The following is a 15,958-nucleotide window of genomic DNA, read 5'->3' as shown; positions in this document are numbered from 1 at the left end:
GGTGGCCGTGCGTTGCAGGGTCGGCTCAGGCACTCAGTACCATTGCTTGAAGCGACGGATGTAGAGAGTCTTCATCAGTTGCGCGACCACGCAGTAGCTCAGCAGGGTGCCCACCAGCCATGGGAAGTAGGACCACGGTAGCGGCTCCAGGCCAACCAGGTTGCCCAGTGGCGAGAACGGGATGTAGATGCCCACGGCCATCACCATGCCGGTCATCAGGATCACCGGCAGTGCCGCAGTGCTCTGGAAGAACGGGATTTTCTGGGTACGCAGCATGTGCACCACCAGGGTCTGCGACAGCAGCCCTTCGATGAACCAGCCGGACTGGAACAGGGTCTGCATTTCCACGCTGTTGGCCGAGAACACGTACCACATCAGGGCAAAGGTGGTGATGTCGAAGATCGACGAAGTCGGGCCGATCCACAGCATGAAGCGGCCGATGTTCTTCGCGTCCCACTTGCGTGGTTTGCTCAGGTACTCCTTGTCCATCCTGTCCCACGGCAGGGCCAGCTGGGAGATGTCGTACATCAGGTTCTGCAGCAGCAGGTGGATCGCCAGCATCGGCAGGAACGGAATGAAGGCGCTGGCCACCAGCACCGAGAACACGTTGCCGAAGTTGGAGCTGGCGGTCATGTTCAGGTACTTCATGATGTTGCCGAAGGTTTCGCGGCCTTTCAGCACGCCTTCTTCGAGCACCATCAGGCTCTTTTCCAGGAGGATGATGTCCGCCGATTCCTTGGCGATGTCAGTGCCGCTGTCCACCGAGATGCCCACGTCGGCATCGCGCAGGGCCGGGGCGTCGTTGATTCCGTCACCGAGGAAGCCGACGGTGTGGCCGTTGGCTTGCAGTGCCTTGATCACCCGCGACTTCTGCAGCGGTGTGAGCTTGGCGAATACGCTGCGCTCCTCGACCTGCTGGCGCAGGGTCTGCTCGTCCATGCGTTCGATCTCGGGGCCGAGCAGCGGAGTGCCGGGCTCCAGGCCGACTTCACGGCAGATCTTGCTGGTGACCACCGCGTTGTCGCCGGTCAGCACCTTGACGTTGACCCCCATGTCACGCAGCGCGGCCAAGGCCGGCCCGGCAGTTTCCTTCGGTGGATCAAGGAAGGTCAGGAAGCCGCGAATCACCAGGTCATGCTCGTCGCTGGCGGTGTACTGCGCCTTGCTCTGGTTGCGCGGGATTTTGCGGGTAGCGATCAGCAACACGCGGAAGCCGTCTTCGTTGTACTCGCTGGCCAGCTTCAACAGTTGCGCGCGACGTGGATCGTCGAGGGTCACCACCACACCGTCCTCATAGATGTGGCTGGCAATGCCGAGCATCTCCTCGACCGCGCCCTTGCACACCAGCAGGTGGTCATCGTTGTTGTCCTTGACGATGATCGACAAGCGCCGGCGGATGAAATCAAAGGGCAGCTCATCGACTTTGCTGTAGGCGAAGGGTTTCTTGAAGGTGCGGTTTTGCTCGGCAAACTGCACCACAGCCTGATCCATCAGGTTTTTCATGCCGCTCTGGTGATAGCTGTTGAGCCAGGCCAGTTCGAGGATGGCATCATCGCGCTTGCCGTCGACGTCGATGTGATGCTCGAGAATGATCTTGTCCTGGGTCAGGGTGCCGGTCTTGTCGGTGCACAGCACGTCCATCGAACCGAAGTTCTGGATCGCGTTCAGGCGCTTGACCACCACTTTGCGCTTGGCCATGGCCACTGCGCCCTTGGCCAGGTTGGCACTGACGATCATCGGCAGCATCTCCGGGGTCAGGCCGACAGCCACGGCGAGGGCGAACATGAAGGCGTCGCCCCAGTCTCCCTTGGTAAAGCCGTTGATCAGCAGCACCACCGGCACCATCACCAGCATGAAGCGAATCAGCAGCCAACTGACGCTGTTGACCCCGCGGTCGAAGGCGGTTTGCGTGCGCGAACCGACGATCGCCTTGGCCAGCGAGCCGAAGTAGGTCCGCGGCCCGGTGGCGACCACCACGGCGCGGGCGGTGCCGCTGACCACGTTGGTGCCCATGAAGCAGATGTTGGAGAGGTCGAGCAGGTTGGATTGGTCGGCAGCGGCAGTAGCGGATTTCTGCGCGACATTGCCCAAGGTGTCGTACTTCTCGACCGGCAGCGCTTCGCCGGTGAGCACCGCCTGGCTGATGAACAGGTCGCGGGACTCGATCAGGCGAATGTCGGCCGGGATCATGTCACCGGCGGACAACTGCACGATGTCGCCGGCCACCAGTTCGCGCATCGGCACTTCACGCAGGGTCGGGGTACTGCCCAGTTGCTCGCGGCGCAGCACGGTGGCGGTGGTACGGACCATGGATTTCAGGGCTTCGGCGGATTTGCCGGAGCGGTATTCCTGCCAGAACCGCATCAGGCCGCTGGCCAGGACCATCACCAGAACGATGATCACGCCGGTCAGGTCGGTTTCTTCACCTGCCTGCAAGGGCATCCAGAAATCGGTGATGAAACTGATCAGGGTCAGGGTCATCAGCACATAGATGAAGGGGTTGTTGAAGGCTTTCAGCACCTGGACCAGGGCATGGGGCGGCTTGTCGTGGGCCACCTCGTTGTAGCCTTCGCGCAGCAGGCGACCTTCGGCGTCGAGTTCGGTCAGGCCGACGCTGCTGGACTTGACGTTGGCCAGGGTCACGTCCAGGCCGTTGCGCGCTTCGCGGGCTGCACGCATCGACAGTTTTTGCTCGTCGTTGCTGGCGCCCTGTAGCGGGGTCTTGCGGTTTTTTACAGTGCTCATGTCGAGTGCTCCTGCCGCAGGCTTGCGGCACGGCACGGCAGCTCCCGACTAATTAAAGACGAGCGAAGTCATGGCGAAGCGCAAACCGGCGTTCGATTCAGGGAAGTGTGGTGGTCGGGTGTTTAACGTTCGCTGCCTATCCACGTAAATGGGGTAGGTAGCGAACCGTCTACTGTCGTCGTCCATAGTGTTTCTCGCTTTTTGCAGGCAATAGAAAGTTGCCGAACATCTGAATAAGGAGTTCGCTGTTTTAATGCGTTGATGAAACTTTCAGTTCAACTGAAAGTGCGCGCGCCGAAACACAGGCCGAGCTGTTGTATCAGCGGCGCGAAGTATCGACTCGGGGGTTCCAGACGGGCATCGACCGCCCAGCATTGCTGCAGTTGCCTGCTGCTGGGACAGATGCGCCAATGGGCCCGCAGGCGAGGCTGCAGGCACATGGAAGAAGAGGGCTGCTGCGAGCGCGCAAGCACTGTCGGCTCGCGGCACAACTTGATTGGCAGCGCCTTGCTCAAGGCGCGCAATCCTGGGATCAGCGTGTTGATGAAATACATGACATGCCTCGCGACCGGACTGGCGCCGGGCGGGCAGGTCACGTCGGAGCTCAGGCTCTGGCGCGGCGTGCCTGACCGGAACCTGGGGTCCCGTCAGTTGCTTGTATTGAAGCCCGGCCTTGCCTGTTGGCAAGCGCCGGGCCGCGTCTAGATACTGTGTCCATTGAGTTCTTTATTCAGTTGAAAAGAGGTTGGGCTGGCCAACCCGCGCAATGTACTCAGGCGGGTTTATGGAGTCAAACCTTTAATGGGTTTTGTTTGGCTTCTAGACAGGTAACAAAAGATTTCTGAAAGTTGTTCCGTGTATGTGACCGTTATATGACAGATGTGGAGGTTAATTGTAGGAGCGAGCCTGCTCGCGATGGTCGCCAACGATTACGCGCATTGACTGAATGTACGCGCTGTCTGGTCTACCATCGCGAGCAGGCTCGCTCCTACAGTTCAATGCACTTCAGTTTTTCTCCAGATCGACATCCTTGGTCTCACGCAAACACAACATGCCCACCACCAGGCTCACTGACGTGATCAGCACCGGGTACCACAGGCCGTAGAAGATATCGCCGGTGTACACCACCAGGGCAAAGGACACGGTGGGCAGGAAGCCGCCGAACCAGCCATTGCCGATGTGGTAGGGCAGGGACATCGAGGTGTAGCGGATGCGCGTCGGGAACAGTTCGACCATCAGCGCCGCCAGGGGGCCGTAGCACATGGCGGAAATGATGATCAGCGCGACGATCAGGGCAACGATCATCGCTTTGTTCACTTGCTGGGCGTCAGCAGCCTGTGGATAGCCGGCCAGGGTCACCGCACCGCGCAAGGCGGCTTCGTCGTAGCCGTCGATTTTGATCTCGCCGATGCTCACCTGTACGCCGCTGCCGGCCGGCGCGGCAACACTGCTGTACGGCAGGCCCTGCTTGACCAGGAAGGTCTTGACCTTGTCGCATGGGCTGTCGAAGCGCGCCTTGCCCACCGGGTCGAACTGGAAGGTGCAGGTGGCCGGGTCGGCCAGCACGCTGATCGGCGCCTGTTGGCTGGCGCGGTCGATGGCCGGGTTGGCGTAGTGGGCCAGGGCTTTGAAGATCGGGAAGTACAGCACGGTGGCCAGCAGCAGGCCGAGCATCAGGATCGGCTTGCGCCCGACCCGGTCGGACAGCCAGCCAAAGAAGATGAAGAACGGCGCGCCGATCACCACGCTGACAATCAGCAGGGTGTTGGCCAGGGCCGGGTCCATCTTGAGGAACTGGGTGAGGAAAAACAGCACGTAGAACTGCGCCGCGTAGAAGGTCACGGCTTGCCCGGCATTGATGCTGAACAGGGCGATCAGCACCACCTTGAGGTTCTGCCAATTGCCGAAGGACTCGCGGATCGGCGCTTTGCAGGACTTGCCTTCCTCTTTCATTTTCAGGAACGCCGGCGACTCATGCAGGCTCAGGCGGATCCAGGTGGAAATGCCCAGCAGCACGATCGACAGCAGGAACGGGATGCGCCAGCCCCAGACCTCGAACTGGTCACCGGTGAAGTAACGGCAGCCGAGCACCACCAGCAGGGACAGCAACAGCCCGAGGGTCGCGGTGGATTGAATCCAGCTGGTGTGGAAGCCGCGCTTGCCAATCGGCGCGTGTTCGGCGACGTAGGTCGCGGCGCCGCCGTATTCGCCACCCAGGGCCAGGCCCTGGAGCATGCGCAGCACCACCAGGATGATCGGCGCGGCGATGCCGATGCTGGCATAGGTCGGCAGCAGGCCAACGGCGAAGGTTGCCACGCCCATCAGGATGATGGTGGCGAGGAAGGTGTATTTGCGCCCGATCATGTCGCCAAGGCGGCCGAACACCAGCGCGCCGAAGGGCCGCACGACAAAGCCGGCGGCGAACGCCATCAGGGCGAAGATGAAGGCCGTGGTGTCGTTGACCCCGGCGAAGAACTGCTTGCTGATCACCGCCGCGAGGGCGCCGTAGAGAAAAAAGTCATACCACTCGAACACCGTCCCCAGGGAGGAGGCGAAGATGACTTTCTGGGTTTCCTTGCTGGTGCCGGTGCTGAGTGTCCCGGCGACAGCTTGCGCGTGCTCTGACATATCGTTCCCTCACAGTGTGTATTTATTGTTGTTTCACTGGTGTTGCGTGTTCTTTCTCTTTGTAGGAGCGAGCTTGCTCGCGAAGAACTCAAGGGCGCCGCGTTCCTTCAAAATGGACGCGTTATCGTTGACGTTTTTCGTCTGAACGCCGCCCGGAGCGAGCTCGCTCCTACAGAGGTGGTGGTTGCAGCCGGTGTGGCGAGAATCAGTTGGGCGGCTTTTTCGGCGATCATCAGCGTCGGCGAGCAGGTGTTGCCCGAGGTGATGTGCGGCATGATCGAGGCGTCGGCGATGCGCAGGCCGGGGATGCCGTGGACCCGCAACTGGGCGTCGACCACGGCATCGGCGTCCTGGCCCATGCGGCAGGTGCCCACCGGATGGAAGATGGTGGTGCCAATTCGCGCGGCAGCTTCGTGCAGCTGTTCTTCGGTTTGCAAGGCAGCGCCCGGCAGGTACTCCACTGGCTTGAACGGCTGCAGCGCGGGGGCGGCAACGATGCGCCGGGTCAGGCGGATGGCGTCGGCGGCGACGCGCAGGTCCTCGGGATGGCTCAGGTAATTGGGCTGGATCAACGGCGCCTGCTGCGGATCGGCCGAGCGGATGTCGATTCGCCCACGGCTGTGCGGACGCAGGTCGCAGACCGAGGCGGTGAACGCCGGGAAGGCATGCAACGGCTCACCGAAGCGCTCCAGGGACAGCGGCTGCACGTGAAACTCGAGGTTCGCCGAGGTCTGCTCGGGGCCGGAGCGGGCAAAGGCGCCAAGTTGGCTGGGGGCCATCGATAGCGGGCCGCTGCGGTCATACAGGTAGTGCAGGCCCATGCCCATCTTGCCCCACAGGCTGCCGGCGATCTGGTTCAGGGTGCGGGCATTTTCCAGTTGGTAGATCAGCCGCAGTTGCAGGTGATCCTGCAGGTTGCCGCCGACGCCGTTGAGGGGATGCACAACATTAATTCCCAGGCGCTTGAGCAGGTCGACAGGGCCGATACCGGAGCGTTGGAGAATTCCCGGTGAACCGACGGAGCCAGCGCTGAGAATAATTTCCCGGCGCGCACTGAAGTGCTGCGACTGGCCTTGCCAGCGCGCCACCACCTTGCTCGCCCGACCGTTTTCCAGCAGCACCCGGTCAACCTCGACCCCGGTCAGCACGGTCAGGTTGGGGCGCTGGGCCGCCGGTTTGAGAAAGGCCTTGGCGGCGTTCCAGCGCACCCCGGCTTTCTGGTTGACCTGGAAATAACCGCAGCCTTCATTGTCGCCGCGGTTGAAGTCATCGATGCTGGCGATGCCGCTCTGTTCGGCGGCGGTGCGGAAGGCATCGAGAATCGGCCACGACAGGCGCTGGCGTTCGACCCGCCATTCGCCGCCAGCACTGTGAAACTCCGAGTCACCGGCAAAATGGTTTTCGCTCTGGCGGAACAGTGGCAGTACCTCGTTCCAGCTCCAGCCCGGGTTGCCGTCGGCAGCCCAGCGATCATAGTCGCCGGCCTGGCCGCGCATGTAGATCATGCCGTTGATCGACGAGCTGCCGCCGAGCACCTTGCCCCGTGGGTAGCTCAGGCTGCGGCCCTGCAGGCCGTCCTGCGCCTCGGTCTTGAAGCACCAGTCGGTGCGCGGGTTGCCGATGCAAAACAGGTAGCCGACCGGGATGTGAATCCACGGATAGTTGTCGCGGCCACCGGCCTCGAGCAGCAGCACCCGGTGCTGCGGGTTGGCGCTGAGCCGGTTGGCCAACAGGCAGCCGGCGGGACCGGCGCCGACCACGATGTAATCGTATCCATCAACGGCAGGTTGCATCCGTGACCTCACTGCTTGTTGTTCTTATTGCGCTTGATCCTAGTTGTTAGCTTTCGACAAAAGAATGTTAGTTTTTGCGCAGCCATTGTGCGTTTATAAACAATCACCCTCAGACGTGACACAAGGACGGTCCATGTTCGACTGGAATGACCTGCGGTTTTTTCTCGAATTGCAGCGCAGCGGACGCCTGCTGACCGCCGCCAAGCGCCTGAAAACCACCCACGCCACGGTGGCACGGCACATCGAGGCGATCGAACAGAGCCTCGGCACCGCGTTGTTCGTCCAGCACGCCCAGGGTTATCAACTGACGCCGGCCGGCGAAGCCCTGCTTAAACACGCCGAGGCCATGGAGAACGTGGCCTTGTTGGCTCAGGAGGAAATCACTCAGTCGAGCGCGCCCCTGGGCAAGATTCGCCTCGGGGTCACGGAGGGCTTGGGCACCATGTTCCTTGCCAGCCGGATGAGGGGGCTGTTCGAGCGTTACCCGGGGCTGGAGGTGGAGTTGGTGGCGGTGCCGCGCTTTGTCAGCATCCTCAACCGCGAAGCGGAAATCAGCATCCACCTGGAGCGCCCGGCGGCGGACATGCTGGTGACCCGCAAACTCACCGATTACCGCCTGGCGCTGTACGCCAGCCAGGACTATCTCGACCGTGCGCCGCCCCTGCGCAGTCGCGAAGACCTCGGCCAGCACGCCTGGATCGGCTATGTCGATGACCTGCTGTACAGCCAGGAGCTGATGTTCCTCAACAGCTTCTGCCGCAACCCCCGGGTGGTGTTCCACAGCACCAGCGTGATCGCCCAGCAACAGGCGGCACGTTCCGGCCTGGGCATCGCGGTGCTGCCGTGCTACCTGGCCAGCGCCGACCCGCAGTTGCTGCCGTTGCTCCCTGCCGAGCGCATCCAGCGCAGTTACTGGATGAGCACCCGGCGCGAGTTGCACAAGTCGGTGCGCCTGCGCCTGCTCTGGGATTACGTTGTGCAGCTGTGTGACCAGGAACAGGCGCTTTTGCTCGGGCCGGACCTTTAGTCGCGGATTTCGAAGGCGGTGCTCGCCAGTCGCTCGCCATTGACCATGATGTGCACCGCATGGCTGCCGGCGTAGTGCTTGCGGGTAGTCATGTCGCGAATCTGCTGGGCGCGACTCAGACGCTGGCGGGCATGGGCGGGCAGGGCCAGGCCCTTGAGCTTGAATACCTTGGCCGAAGTCGCGCCGGAAGCCTTGACGTACTCGATGGCGTAATCCACTACCAGGCGCTGGTCCTGGTCGGCGGTGGACTGCAGTTCGAAGGACAGGGTGATGCCCTGGCCGAGGCTGATCACCGCCGGTTCGACCTTGAGCCGGTGGATCTGCACTTGCGGCTTGGCCCCGGCGCCGATGATGGTCAGCGCCCGCAGATCGCCCTGTTTGATCAGGCTGCGCAGCGCGTGCTTGGCGATCCAGGCGGTGCGCGGATCGTCCAGTGACCAGCCTTCGATAACGTCGAGGGCCCAGGCCGGATGGTCCTTGGTGATGTCGTTGAGGTGGTTGGCCACCGATTTGCGCACGTACAGGCTGCTGTCGCGCTTGAGGTTGTCGAGGATCGCTGCTGCCAACGACGGATCGGCCTGCACCGCTTCGAGACGAAACGACCACGGTAGGCGCGGCCGGCTGCCTTCACTGGCCAGGCGACGAACATGCTCGTTATCGTCCAGCGACCATTCATGCATCAGCGCCAGGCCGCGCTGCAAATCGCTGCGCAGAAAATGCCGGACGGCAAACTCGGAAGAGCCAAAGCGGGTGAAGTACTTCAGAGCTTCCATCGAGCGGGCGAAGTCATGAGCGCCGTAGGTCGCCACGTAGTCGGCGAGGAACATGCAGACGAAACCACTGTTGAGCCGTGGCGCGAGTGCCTCGAGCACTTCCAGGGTCTGCTCGTAGTCCAGGCCCAGCACGGCGTGCAGGCACTCGCTGGTGCGCGCCATGCGTTGCATCACCGAACGTTGCGCCAGGCCGTCGTTGGCCATGGCAAGAAACGCCCGGCTATCGAACGACGGGTAGACGGCGCGCACTTCACGAGCGATATGGGCAAAACGTTCGGCGTTGAAGATTTCCTTCAGCGCCGGCGCAGACGGGCTGTCACTCATGCGGGGCTCCCTGGCAAGTGGTGGATCACCGGCGTGTGCCGGCATCGTCCTGGATCTGGTCGGCCTCGAACAGGCGCGCCAGCTCGGCGCGGGCTTCCTGGGCGGTTTGCAGCACCTTGGCCGCGTCATCGTAGACCGCGTGCTGGGCTTCCAGGACCTGTTCGTCGTGATGGCTGAACAGCTTGATCCGTGCGTCGGCCTGGGCCTGGCTCAGACCCAGGCCAAGCAGGGTGCGACGGCTCATCTCCAGGCTGGAATAATAGGTTTCACGCACCGCATCGGCGCCGAGATCCATCAGCCGGTGCACGTGCTGACGGTTGCGCGCCCGGGCGATGATCTTCATGTGCGGGTAGAGCTTGCGCACCAACTCGGCGGTCTTGATGTTGGTTTCCGGATCGTCGGTGGCGATGATGAAGAACTCCGCCTCGCCGACCTTGGCCGCGCTGAGGATTTCCGGGCGCATCGGGTCGCCGTAGAACACCGGCACGCCACCGAAGCTGCGCGACAACTCGATGGTCTCCACGGAGGTGTCGAGGGCGACGAATTTGATTTTCTGCGCGCGCAGGATCCGCGCGACGATCTGTCCCATGCGGCCCATGCCGGCAATCACCACCCGCGGCGCGTCGGTGTCGATCTCGCGCAGGTGCGGCGGCACGGCTACCGGCTCGACTTTGCTTTTCGCCAGGCGGGCGCACATCAGCATCAATAGTGGGGTGATCGCCATCGACAGGGTGATGGTCAGCACCTGCATGTCATACAGCCTGGCATCGAACAGGTTATGGTCCCGGCCCATCTTGAACACCACAAAGGCGAACTCGCCGCCGGCGGCCAGCACCACCCCCAGGCGCACGGCGCTCAAGCGGTTGAGACCGCCGGCGAGGCTGCCCACCAGGTACAGCAGCGGCAATTTCACGGCGATCAGCAGCAGGGTCATGCCCAGTACGGCGAGCGGGGCGCTGAACAGCAAATCGAGGTTGGCGCCCATGCCCACGCTCATGAAGAACAGCCCCAGCAGCAGGCCCTTGAACGGCTCGATCTGCGCTTCCAGTTCGTGGCGGTACTCGGAGTCGGCCAGCAGCAAGCCGGCGAGGAACGCGCCGAGGGCCATCGACACGCCCACTTCGTCCATCAACCAGGCGGTGCCGATCACCACCAGCAAGGCGGTGGCGGTGGACACCTCCGGCAAGCCGCTTTTGGCGACGATGCGAAACACCGGGCGCAACAGATAACGCCCGCCGACCACGACTACGGCGATGCTGCCAAACACCTGCAGCGCATGGTTGATCTCTTCGGCGGTCGTGGTGGTGTCGCTGCGGCCAGCCAGGGCCGGGACCATGGCGATCAGCGGGATCGCCGCGATGTCCTGGAACAGCAGGATGGCAAAGGCCAAACGCCCGTGGGGGCTGGTCAGCTCCTTGCGCTCGGCCAGGCTCTGCAGGCCGAGGGCGGTCGAGGAGAGCGCCAGGCCAAGGCCGAGGACGATGGCACTGTTGAGCTTCTGGCCAAACACGTAGAACGCCAGCACCCCGATCAATGAGCCGGTCAGCAGCACCTGGGCCAGGCCGACGCCGAACACCGCCTTGCGCATCACCCACAGGCGTCGCGGCGACAATTCCAGACCAATGATGAACAGCAGCAACACCACGCCCAGTTCGGAAATGTGCATCACGCTTTGCGGGTTGCCGATCAAGCCGAGCACCGCCGGGCCGATGATCACACCGGCCAGCAGGTAGCCAAGCACGGCACCCAGTTGCAGGCGTTTGGCCAGCGGTACCGTGAGTACGGCGGCAAACAGAAAAACCACGGCGGCCTGCAACAGGCTTCCTTCCTCGTGCATCGGTCACTCCTGGGGGGCTTGTATAGGCTGAGCACGGAACGGATTCCGTGTACGTCGAGGCGCAGTGTAACGGCGTGTTGCATTCACTGCATGGGTCGGTAAGTATCGCGGCTGATTAATTAAGGCGTATGACAGGCGAGAGCGGCAATGAACGAAGAACTACAGATCATCGACCTGGCAGTGGGCGAGGGTAAAGAGGCCGTGAAAGGCGCGTTGATCACCACCCAGTACCGCGGTTGGCTGGAGGACGGCAGCGAGTTCGATTCCTCCTGGAGTCGCGGCAAGCCGTTCCAGTGCGTGATCGGCACGGGCCGGGTGATCAAGGGTTGGGACCAGGGCATCATCGGCATGCAGGTCGGCGGCAAGCGCGAACTGCGGGTGCCGGCGCACCTGGGTTATGGCGAACGCAGCGTGGGCAGCATCCCGCCCAACTCGAACCTGAAGTTCGAGATTGAACTGCTGGAAGTGCTGACCCGCGACGATTGAGATTTACGCGGCGGGCTCAGCGACTGGCCGCGGCCATCAACAGACCGAATCCGGTGAAGGTCACACCCGAGACTTTCGCCGCGATCCAGGCGCCTTTTTCGCTCGACAGCCAGCCTTTGGCGGCATTCGCCAGCAGCGCGTAGCCGCTGTGTACCAGAATCACCACCACCGCGTACGAACCGACCAGGGTCAGGAACTGCGGGCGAAATGCCTGTGCAGGGTCGATGAATTGCGGAAACACGGCGAGGAAGAAGAAGATCGCCTTGGGATTGAGAAACTGGATCGACGCGGCCTCGAGGAACCGATAACCAGGCCGGGCCGGACGTGCTTGCAGGCGCGCACTGAAGTTGCCACCACGCCAGCTTTTGATCCCCAGGTACAGCAGGTAAGTGGCACCGGCGTACTTCAATACGGTAAAGGCCTGGGCCGAAGTGCTGAGGATCAGCCCGACGCTGGTGGCACTGATGGCCGCGACCACAAAGGCGCCGGAGGCAATGCCGAGGATTCCCGGCAGCGCGCCGGTGAAACCGTGGCGCAGGGCATTCGACAGGGTCAGCAGCACGCCAGGTCCTGGGCTGAGGACGGTCAGGGTGGCGAACAATACAAACAATCCGTAGCTGTGCATGATGAGCTCCTTGAAAAACGGCGAGTGGACGCAGGCACAGTGGCGTTACGCACAGGCGCTGACAAACGCTTTAAATGCACGGCATAGGTGACTAAATTAGACACATGAATCCATTACCTCCCTTGAATGCCGTTCGTGCCTTCGCCGTTGCCGCGCGCCACCAGAGCTTCAGCCTGGCGGCCGAAGAGCTGCATGTGAGCCACAGCGCGGTCAGTCGTCATATCAAATTGCTGGAAGAGCACCTCGGTGTGCTGCTGTTCGAACGGCGCGTGCGTCAATCGCTGCTGACGCCCGCCGGTCAGCGCTTTTATCAGCAGGTCAGCGCCGGTCTCGAGCAGATTGCCCAGGCGGCGGCTGCGTTGAAGCAGCAGGCCGCGAGGCCGACGGTGAAGATCAACGTCCGCCCATCCTTTGCCTTGCTGTGGCTGGAGCCCCGGTTGCACGATTTCACCGCACGCCATCCGCACATCACCCCGCAGGTGATTACCCAGACACTGGCCCCGGATCAGGCGCGAGATGATTTTGACGTGGTGATTCGCCGCGGTCGCGATGACTGGGCGCCCGGCCTTGATGCCCAACCCCTGTTTACCGACGAACTGGTGTTGGTGGCGGCCCCCGCGCTGCTCGCCCGCCAGGGCCTGGCGGATTTCCATGCCCTGGCGCAGCACCGTTTGCTCACGGCCAAAGCGCGCCGTGAGGATTGGCACAACTGGGCGATGTTTCTGGGGCAGGCCCGTCCCAGCGGGCAGCTGACACAGCAGTTCGAGCACATGCATCGGGTGCTGGAAGCCGCGATTGAGGGGCAGGGCGTGGCCTTGTGTCCGACCTCATTGCTCGGCAGCCATCTGGCCAGCGGCCGCCTGGTCTGTCCGCTGCCAGCGTTGCGCATGCCCTTGCCGGACTATTACTTCGCGGTTGCCGGGTCGGGGTCGGCCCAGGCACAGGTGTTCGTCGATTGGCTGGTGGCCCAGCCGGTCTGCCTGGAGCAGGTTGGGCAAGGTTCAACGCAACCCGCGCAGCCATAAAAAAGCCCGCCCGACGCATACGCGAGGGGCGGGCTTTCGGTGTTTCAAGCGTTGCTTAGACCTTGACGATCCAGCCCGCTGGCGCTTCGACGTCGCCGGTCTGCACGCCGGTCAGCTCTTTGTAGAGCTTCTGGGTGATCGGGCCGACTTCGGTTTCGCTGTGGAACACGTGCAGGTGGTCTTTGTAGCTGATGCCGCCGATCGGCGTGATCACGGCAGCGGTACCGCAGGCACCGGCTTCCTTGAAGTCCGACAGTTTGTCGATCAGCACGTCGCCTTCGACCACTTCCAGGCCCAGGCGCGATTTCGCCAGTTCGATCAGCGACAGGCGGGTGATGCCCGGCAGCACCGATGGCGACTTCGGCGTGACGAACTTGTCGTCGTGGGTGATGCCGAAGAAGTTGGCCGAACCGACTTCCTCGATTTTCGAGTGGGTCATCGGGTCGAGGTAGATGGCGTCGGCGAACTTCGCCTTCTTCGCTTCGGAACCTGGCATCAGGCTGGCGGCATAGTTGCCACCGACCTTGGCCGCACCGGTGCCCTGGGGAGCGGCACGGTCGAAGGTGGAGATCAGGAAGTTGTGCGGGGTCAGGCCGCCCTTGAAGTAGGCACCGACCGGGATGGCGAAGATCGAGAAGATGAACTCGGGTGCAGTGCGCACGCCGATGTTGTCACCGACGCCGATCACGAACGGACGCAGGTACAGCGCGCCGCCAGTGCCGTACGGCGGAATGAAACGCTCGTTGGCGCGAACCACGGCCTTGCAGGCTTCGATGAACTGTTCGGTCTCGACGAACGGCATCAGCAGGCGCGCGCAGCTGCGTTGCATGCGCTGGGCGTTCTGGTCCGGGCGAAACAGGTTGATCGAGCCGTCCTTGCAACGATAGGCCTTCAGGCCTTCGAAGCATTGCTGGCCGTAGTGCAGGGCGGTGGAGCCTTCGCTGATGTGCAGCACGTTGTCGTCGGTCAGGCTGCCTTTGTCCCACTCGCCATTGCGAAAGTGCGACAGATAGCGCTTGTCAGTCTTGATGTAGTCAAAACCCAGCGTGTCCCAATTGATGCTCTCGTTACCCATGACACCCTCTATCACTTAACAATCGCCTGAGTGGCTCAAGCTTCTGACGTTTTTCTGGATGGGCACAACAATACTTCATTCCGGGGGTGTTACGCAGCCCGGACGATCGGATGACGGGCAGATAAATCGCGTTGGCCTCAGGAAATCGCGAGCAGGCTCGCTCCTACAGGGGGGCAGCGCAAATACATTGTAGGAGCGAGCCTGCTCGCGATGAGGTCATCCCGGTCACCCTCGATTCAAATGTGCAACGCATGCCCCAACGCCCGCAACGCCGCCTCCTGCACCGCCTCACCCAATGTCGGGTGGGCGTGGATGGTGCCGGCGATGTCTTCCAGGCGCGCACCCATTTCCAGGCTCTGGGCGAACGCGGTGGACAATTCCGAAACCCCGACGCCTACCGCTTGCCAGCCGACAATCAGGTGATTGTCGCGGCGGGCGACTACGCGCACAAAGCCGCTTTTCGATTCCAGGGTCATCGCCCGGCCATTGGCGGCGAACGGGAAGTTCGCGACGATGCAGTCCAGGCCGGCGCCCTTGGCGTCGTCCGGGGTCTTGCCGACGACCACCAGCTCCGGGTCGGTGAAGCACACCGCGGCAATTGCCGTCGGGTTGAACTCCCGGGATTTGCCGCTGATCAGCTCCGCGACCATCTCGCCCTGGGCCATGGCGCGGTGGGCGAGCATCGGCTCGCCACTCAGGTCGCCGATGGCGTACACGTTGCGCATGCTGGTCTGGCAACGGTTATCGATCTGGATCGCCGCGCCATTCATCTGCAGATTCAACGCTTCGAGATTCCAGCCCTGGGTGTTGGGCTTGCGGCCCACGGCCACCAGCACCTGATCGGTCTCCAGGTTCAAGGTGTGCCCGTTCTGATCCAGAACTTGCAGAGTATTTGCTTGTGAATCAAAGCCTTGCACGCTGTGCTTCAAGTAAAGTTTCACGCCGAGCTTTTTCAGCTCTTCCTGTACTGGCTGGGTCAATTCAGCGTCGTAGGCCGGCAGGATGCGCTCCTGGGCTTCGACCACGCTGACCTCGGCGCCCAGCTTGCGATAGGCAATCCCCAGTTCCAGGCCGATGTAGCCGCCGCCGACCACGATCAGGCGTTTTGGCAGGCTTTTTGGCGCCAGGGCTTCGGTAGAAGAGATGATCGGTCCACCGATTGGCAGCATCGGCAGGTTGACGCTTTTCGAACCGGTAGCCAGCAGCAGGTGCTCGCACTGGATCCGCGTATCGCCGACGTCGACGGTCTTGCCATCGACGATCTTCGCCCAGCCGTGAATCACCTGGACCTTGTGCTTTTTCAGCAGGGCGGCGACGCCGGTGGTAAGGCGATCAACGATGCCGTCCTTCCACTCGACGCTTTTGCCGATGTCCAGGCTCGGCGCGCCGACCGTGATGCCCAGCGCCGAATGCTGGTTGTGCTTCTGGGTTTGGTGAAACTGTTCGGCGACATGGATCAGCGCTTTCGAGGGAATGCAGCCAATGTTCAGGCAAGTACCGCCCAGCGCCTGGCCTTCGACCAGGATGGTGTTGATCCCCAACTGGCCGGCGCGAATCGCCGCTACATAGCCGCCAGGACCGCCGCCAATGATCAGCAGCGTGGTGTTCAGAGTCTGCATG

General features: G+C 62.4%; 12 protein-coding genes. 3 read left to right on the top strand and 9 right to left on the bottom strand.

All coding sequences use genetic code 11. The features are described 5' to 3' along the window. Positions 1-33 precede the first annotated feature (33 nt). From mgtA to ACZYR5_RS14495, 4 genes are all read right to left on the bottom strand, one after another. Positions 34-2,745 (bottom strand): magnesium-translocating P-type ATPase, encoded by a 2,712-nt coding sequence (gene mgtA / locus ACZYR5_RS14510; protein ID WP_489090654.1) that lies wholly within the window; start codon positions 2,743-2,745, stop codon positions 34-36. Positions 2,746-3,020: 275 nt separating this feature from the next. Further along, the gene (locus ACZYR5_RS14505; protein WP_489090653.1) at positions 3,021-3,299 is read right to left on the bottom strand and encodes a hypothetical protein; all 279 of its coding nucleotides are present in this window, start codon (positions 3,297-3,299) and stop codon (positions 3,021-3,023) included. Positions 3,300-3,750: 451 nt separating this feature from the next. Further along, positions 3,751-5,373: an MFS transporter gene (locus ACZYR5_RS14500; RefSeq protein ID WP_489090652.1), complete on the bottom strand. Its 1,623-nt coding sequence runs from the start codon at positions 5,371-5,373 to the stop codon at positions 3,751-3,753. 107 nt (positions 5,374-5,480) lie between these two features. Then, positions 5,481-7,166 carry a GMC family oxidoreductase gene (locus ACZYR5_RS14495; protein ID WP_489090651.1) on the bottom strand — a complete coding sequence of 562 codons (1,686 nt, stop codon included), beginning with the start codon at positions 7,164-7,166 and terminating at the stop codon, positions 5,481-5,483. Positions 7,167-7,299: 133 nt separating this feature from the next. Between ACZYR5_RS14495 and ACZYR5_RS14490 the strand changes: the two genes are divergently transcribed. Further along, the gene (locus ACZYR5_RS14490; protein WP_489090650.1) at positions 7,300-8,193 is read left to right on the top strand and encodes a LysR family transcriptional regulator; all 894 of its coding nucleotides are present in this window, start codon (positions 7,300-7,302) and stop codon (positions 8,191-8,193) included. On the opposite strand, the gene ACZYR5_RS14485 is transcribed toward ACZYR5_RS14490, so the two are convergent. Beyond that, the gene (locus ACZYR5_RS14485) at positions 8,190-9,290 is read right to left on the bottom strand and encodes a DNA alkylation repair protein (protein ID WP_489090649.1); all 1,101 of its coding nucleotides are present in this window, start codon (positions 9,288-9,290) and stop codon (positions 8,190-8,192) included. The genes ACZYR5_RS14490 and ACZYR5_RS14485 overlap by 4 nt on opposite strands. A gap of 25 nt (positions 9,291-9,315) precedes the next feature. Continuing rightward, positions 9,316-11,127 carry a monovalent cation:proton antiporter-2 (CPA2) family protein gene (locus ACZYR5_RS14480; protein ID WP_489090648.1) on the bottom strand — a complete coding sequence of 604 codons (1,812 nt, stop codon included), beginning with the start codon at positions 11,125-11,127 and terminating at the stop codon, positions 9,316-9,318. 147 nt (positions 11,128-11,274) lie between these two features. Between ACZYR5_RS14480 and ACZYR5_RS14475 the strand changes: the two genes are divergently transcribed. Then, a complete protein-coding gene (locus ACZYR5_RS14475) occupies positions 11,275-11,613 on the top strand; it encodes an FKBP-type peptidyl-prolyl cis-trans isomerase (RefSeq protein ID WP_489090647.1) in 339 nt (112 codons plus the stop codon). A gap of 16 nt (positions 11,614-11,629) precedes the next feature. Here ACZYR5_RS14475 and ACZYR5_RS14470 read toward each other — a convergent pair whose 3' ends face one another. Continuing rightward, positions 11,630-12,238 carry a LysE family translocator gene (locus ACZYR5_RS14470; RefSeq protein WP_489090646.1) on the bottom strand — a complete coding sequence of 203 codons (609 nt, stop codon included), beginning with the start codon at positions 12,236-12,238 and terminating at the stop codon, positions 11,630-11,632. Positions 12,239-12,342: 104 nt separating this feature from the next. Here ACZYR5_RS14470 and ACZYR5_RS14465 point away from each other — a divergent pair, with 104 nt between their 5' ends. Further along, on the top strand, positions 12,343-13,263 hold the full coding sequence (locus tag ACZYR5_RS14465; protein WP_489090645.1) for a LysR substrate-binding domain-containing protein: 921 nt from the start codon (positions 12,343-12,345) through the stop codon (positions 13,261-13,263). Between the two features lie 55 nt (positions 13,264-13,318). Here ACZYR5_RS14465 and ACZYR5_RS14460 read toward each other — a convergent pair whose 3' ends face one another. Continuing rightward, positions 13,319-14,338: a branched-chain amino acid aminotransferase gene (locus tag ACZYR5_RS14460; RefSeq protein WP_489090644.1), complete on the bottom strand. Its 1,020-nt coding sequence runs from the start codon at positions 14,336-14,338 to the stop codon at positions 13,319-13,321. A gap of 236 nt (positions 14,339-14,574) precedes the next feature. Beyond that, positions 14,575-15,957, bottom strand: a complete 1,383-nt coding sequence (gene lpdA, locus ACZYR5_RS14455; protein ID WP_489090643.1) for a dihydrolipoyl dehydrogenase — start codon at positions 15,955-15,957, stop codon at positions 14,575-14,577. Position 15,958: the final 1 nt, after the last annotated feature.

It is taken from the genome of Pseudomonas sp. F007 (assembly GCF_057814275.1).
The sequence above is the reverse complement of the archived record's forward strand: the minus strand, read 5'-3'. Positions and strand labels throughout refer to the sequence as shown.

Bases quoted from the DNA above. Each gene is read 5' to 3' on its own strand.
- mgtA (WP_489090654.1), bottom strand. From the start codon at position 2,745: ATGAGCACTGTAAAAAACCGCAAGACCCCGCTACAGGGCGCCAGCAAC.
- ACZYR5_RS14505 (WP_489090653.1), bottom strand. From the start codon at position 3,299: ATGTATTTCATCAACACGCTGATCCCAGGATTGCGCGCCTTGAGCAAG.
- ACZYR5_RS14500 (WP_489090652.1), bottom strand. From the start codon at position 5,373: ATGTCAGAGCACGCGCAAGCTGTCGCCGGGACACTCAGCACCGGCACC.
- ACZYR5_RS14495 (WP_489090651.1), bottom strand. From the start codon at position 7,166: ATGCAACCTGCCGTTGATGGATACGATTACATCGTGGTCGGCGCCGGT.
- ACZYR5_RS14490 (WP_489090650.1), top strand. From the start codon at position 7,300: ATGTTCGACTGGAATGACCTGCGGTTTTTTCTCGAATTGCAGCGCAGC.
- ACZYR5_RS14485 (WP_489090649.1), bottom strand. From the start codon at position 9,290: ATGAGTGACAGCCCGTCTGCGCCGGCGCTGAAGGAAATCTTCAACGCC.
- ACZYR5_RS14480 (WP_489090648.1), bottom strand. From the start codon at position 11,127: ATGCACGAGGAAGGAAGCCTGTTGCAGGCCGCCGTGGTTTTTCTGTTT.
- ACZYR5_RS14475 (WP_489090647.1), top strand. From the start codon at position 11,275: ATGAACGAAGAACTACAGATCATCGACCTGGCAGTGGGCGAGGGTAAA.
- ACZYR5_RS14470 (WP_489090646.1), bottom strand. From the start codon at position 12,238: ATGCACAGCTACGGATTGTTTGTATTGTTCGCCACCCTGACCGTCCTC.
- ACZYR5_RS14465 (WP_489090645.1), top strand. From the start codon at position 12,343: ATGAATCCATTACCTCCCTTGAATGCCGTTCGTGCCTTCGCCGTTGCC.
- ACZYR5_RS14460 (WP_489090644.1), bottom strand. From the start codon at position 14,338: ATGGGTAACGAGAGCATCAATTGGGACACGCTGGGTTTTGACTACATC.
- lpdA (WP_489090643.1), bottom strand. From the start codon at position 15,957: ATGCAGACTCTGAACACCACGCTGCTGATCATTGGCGGCGGTCCTGGC.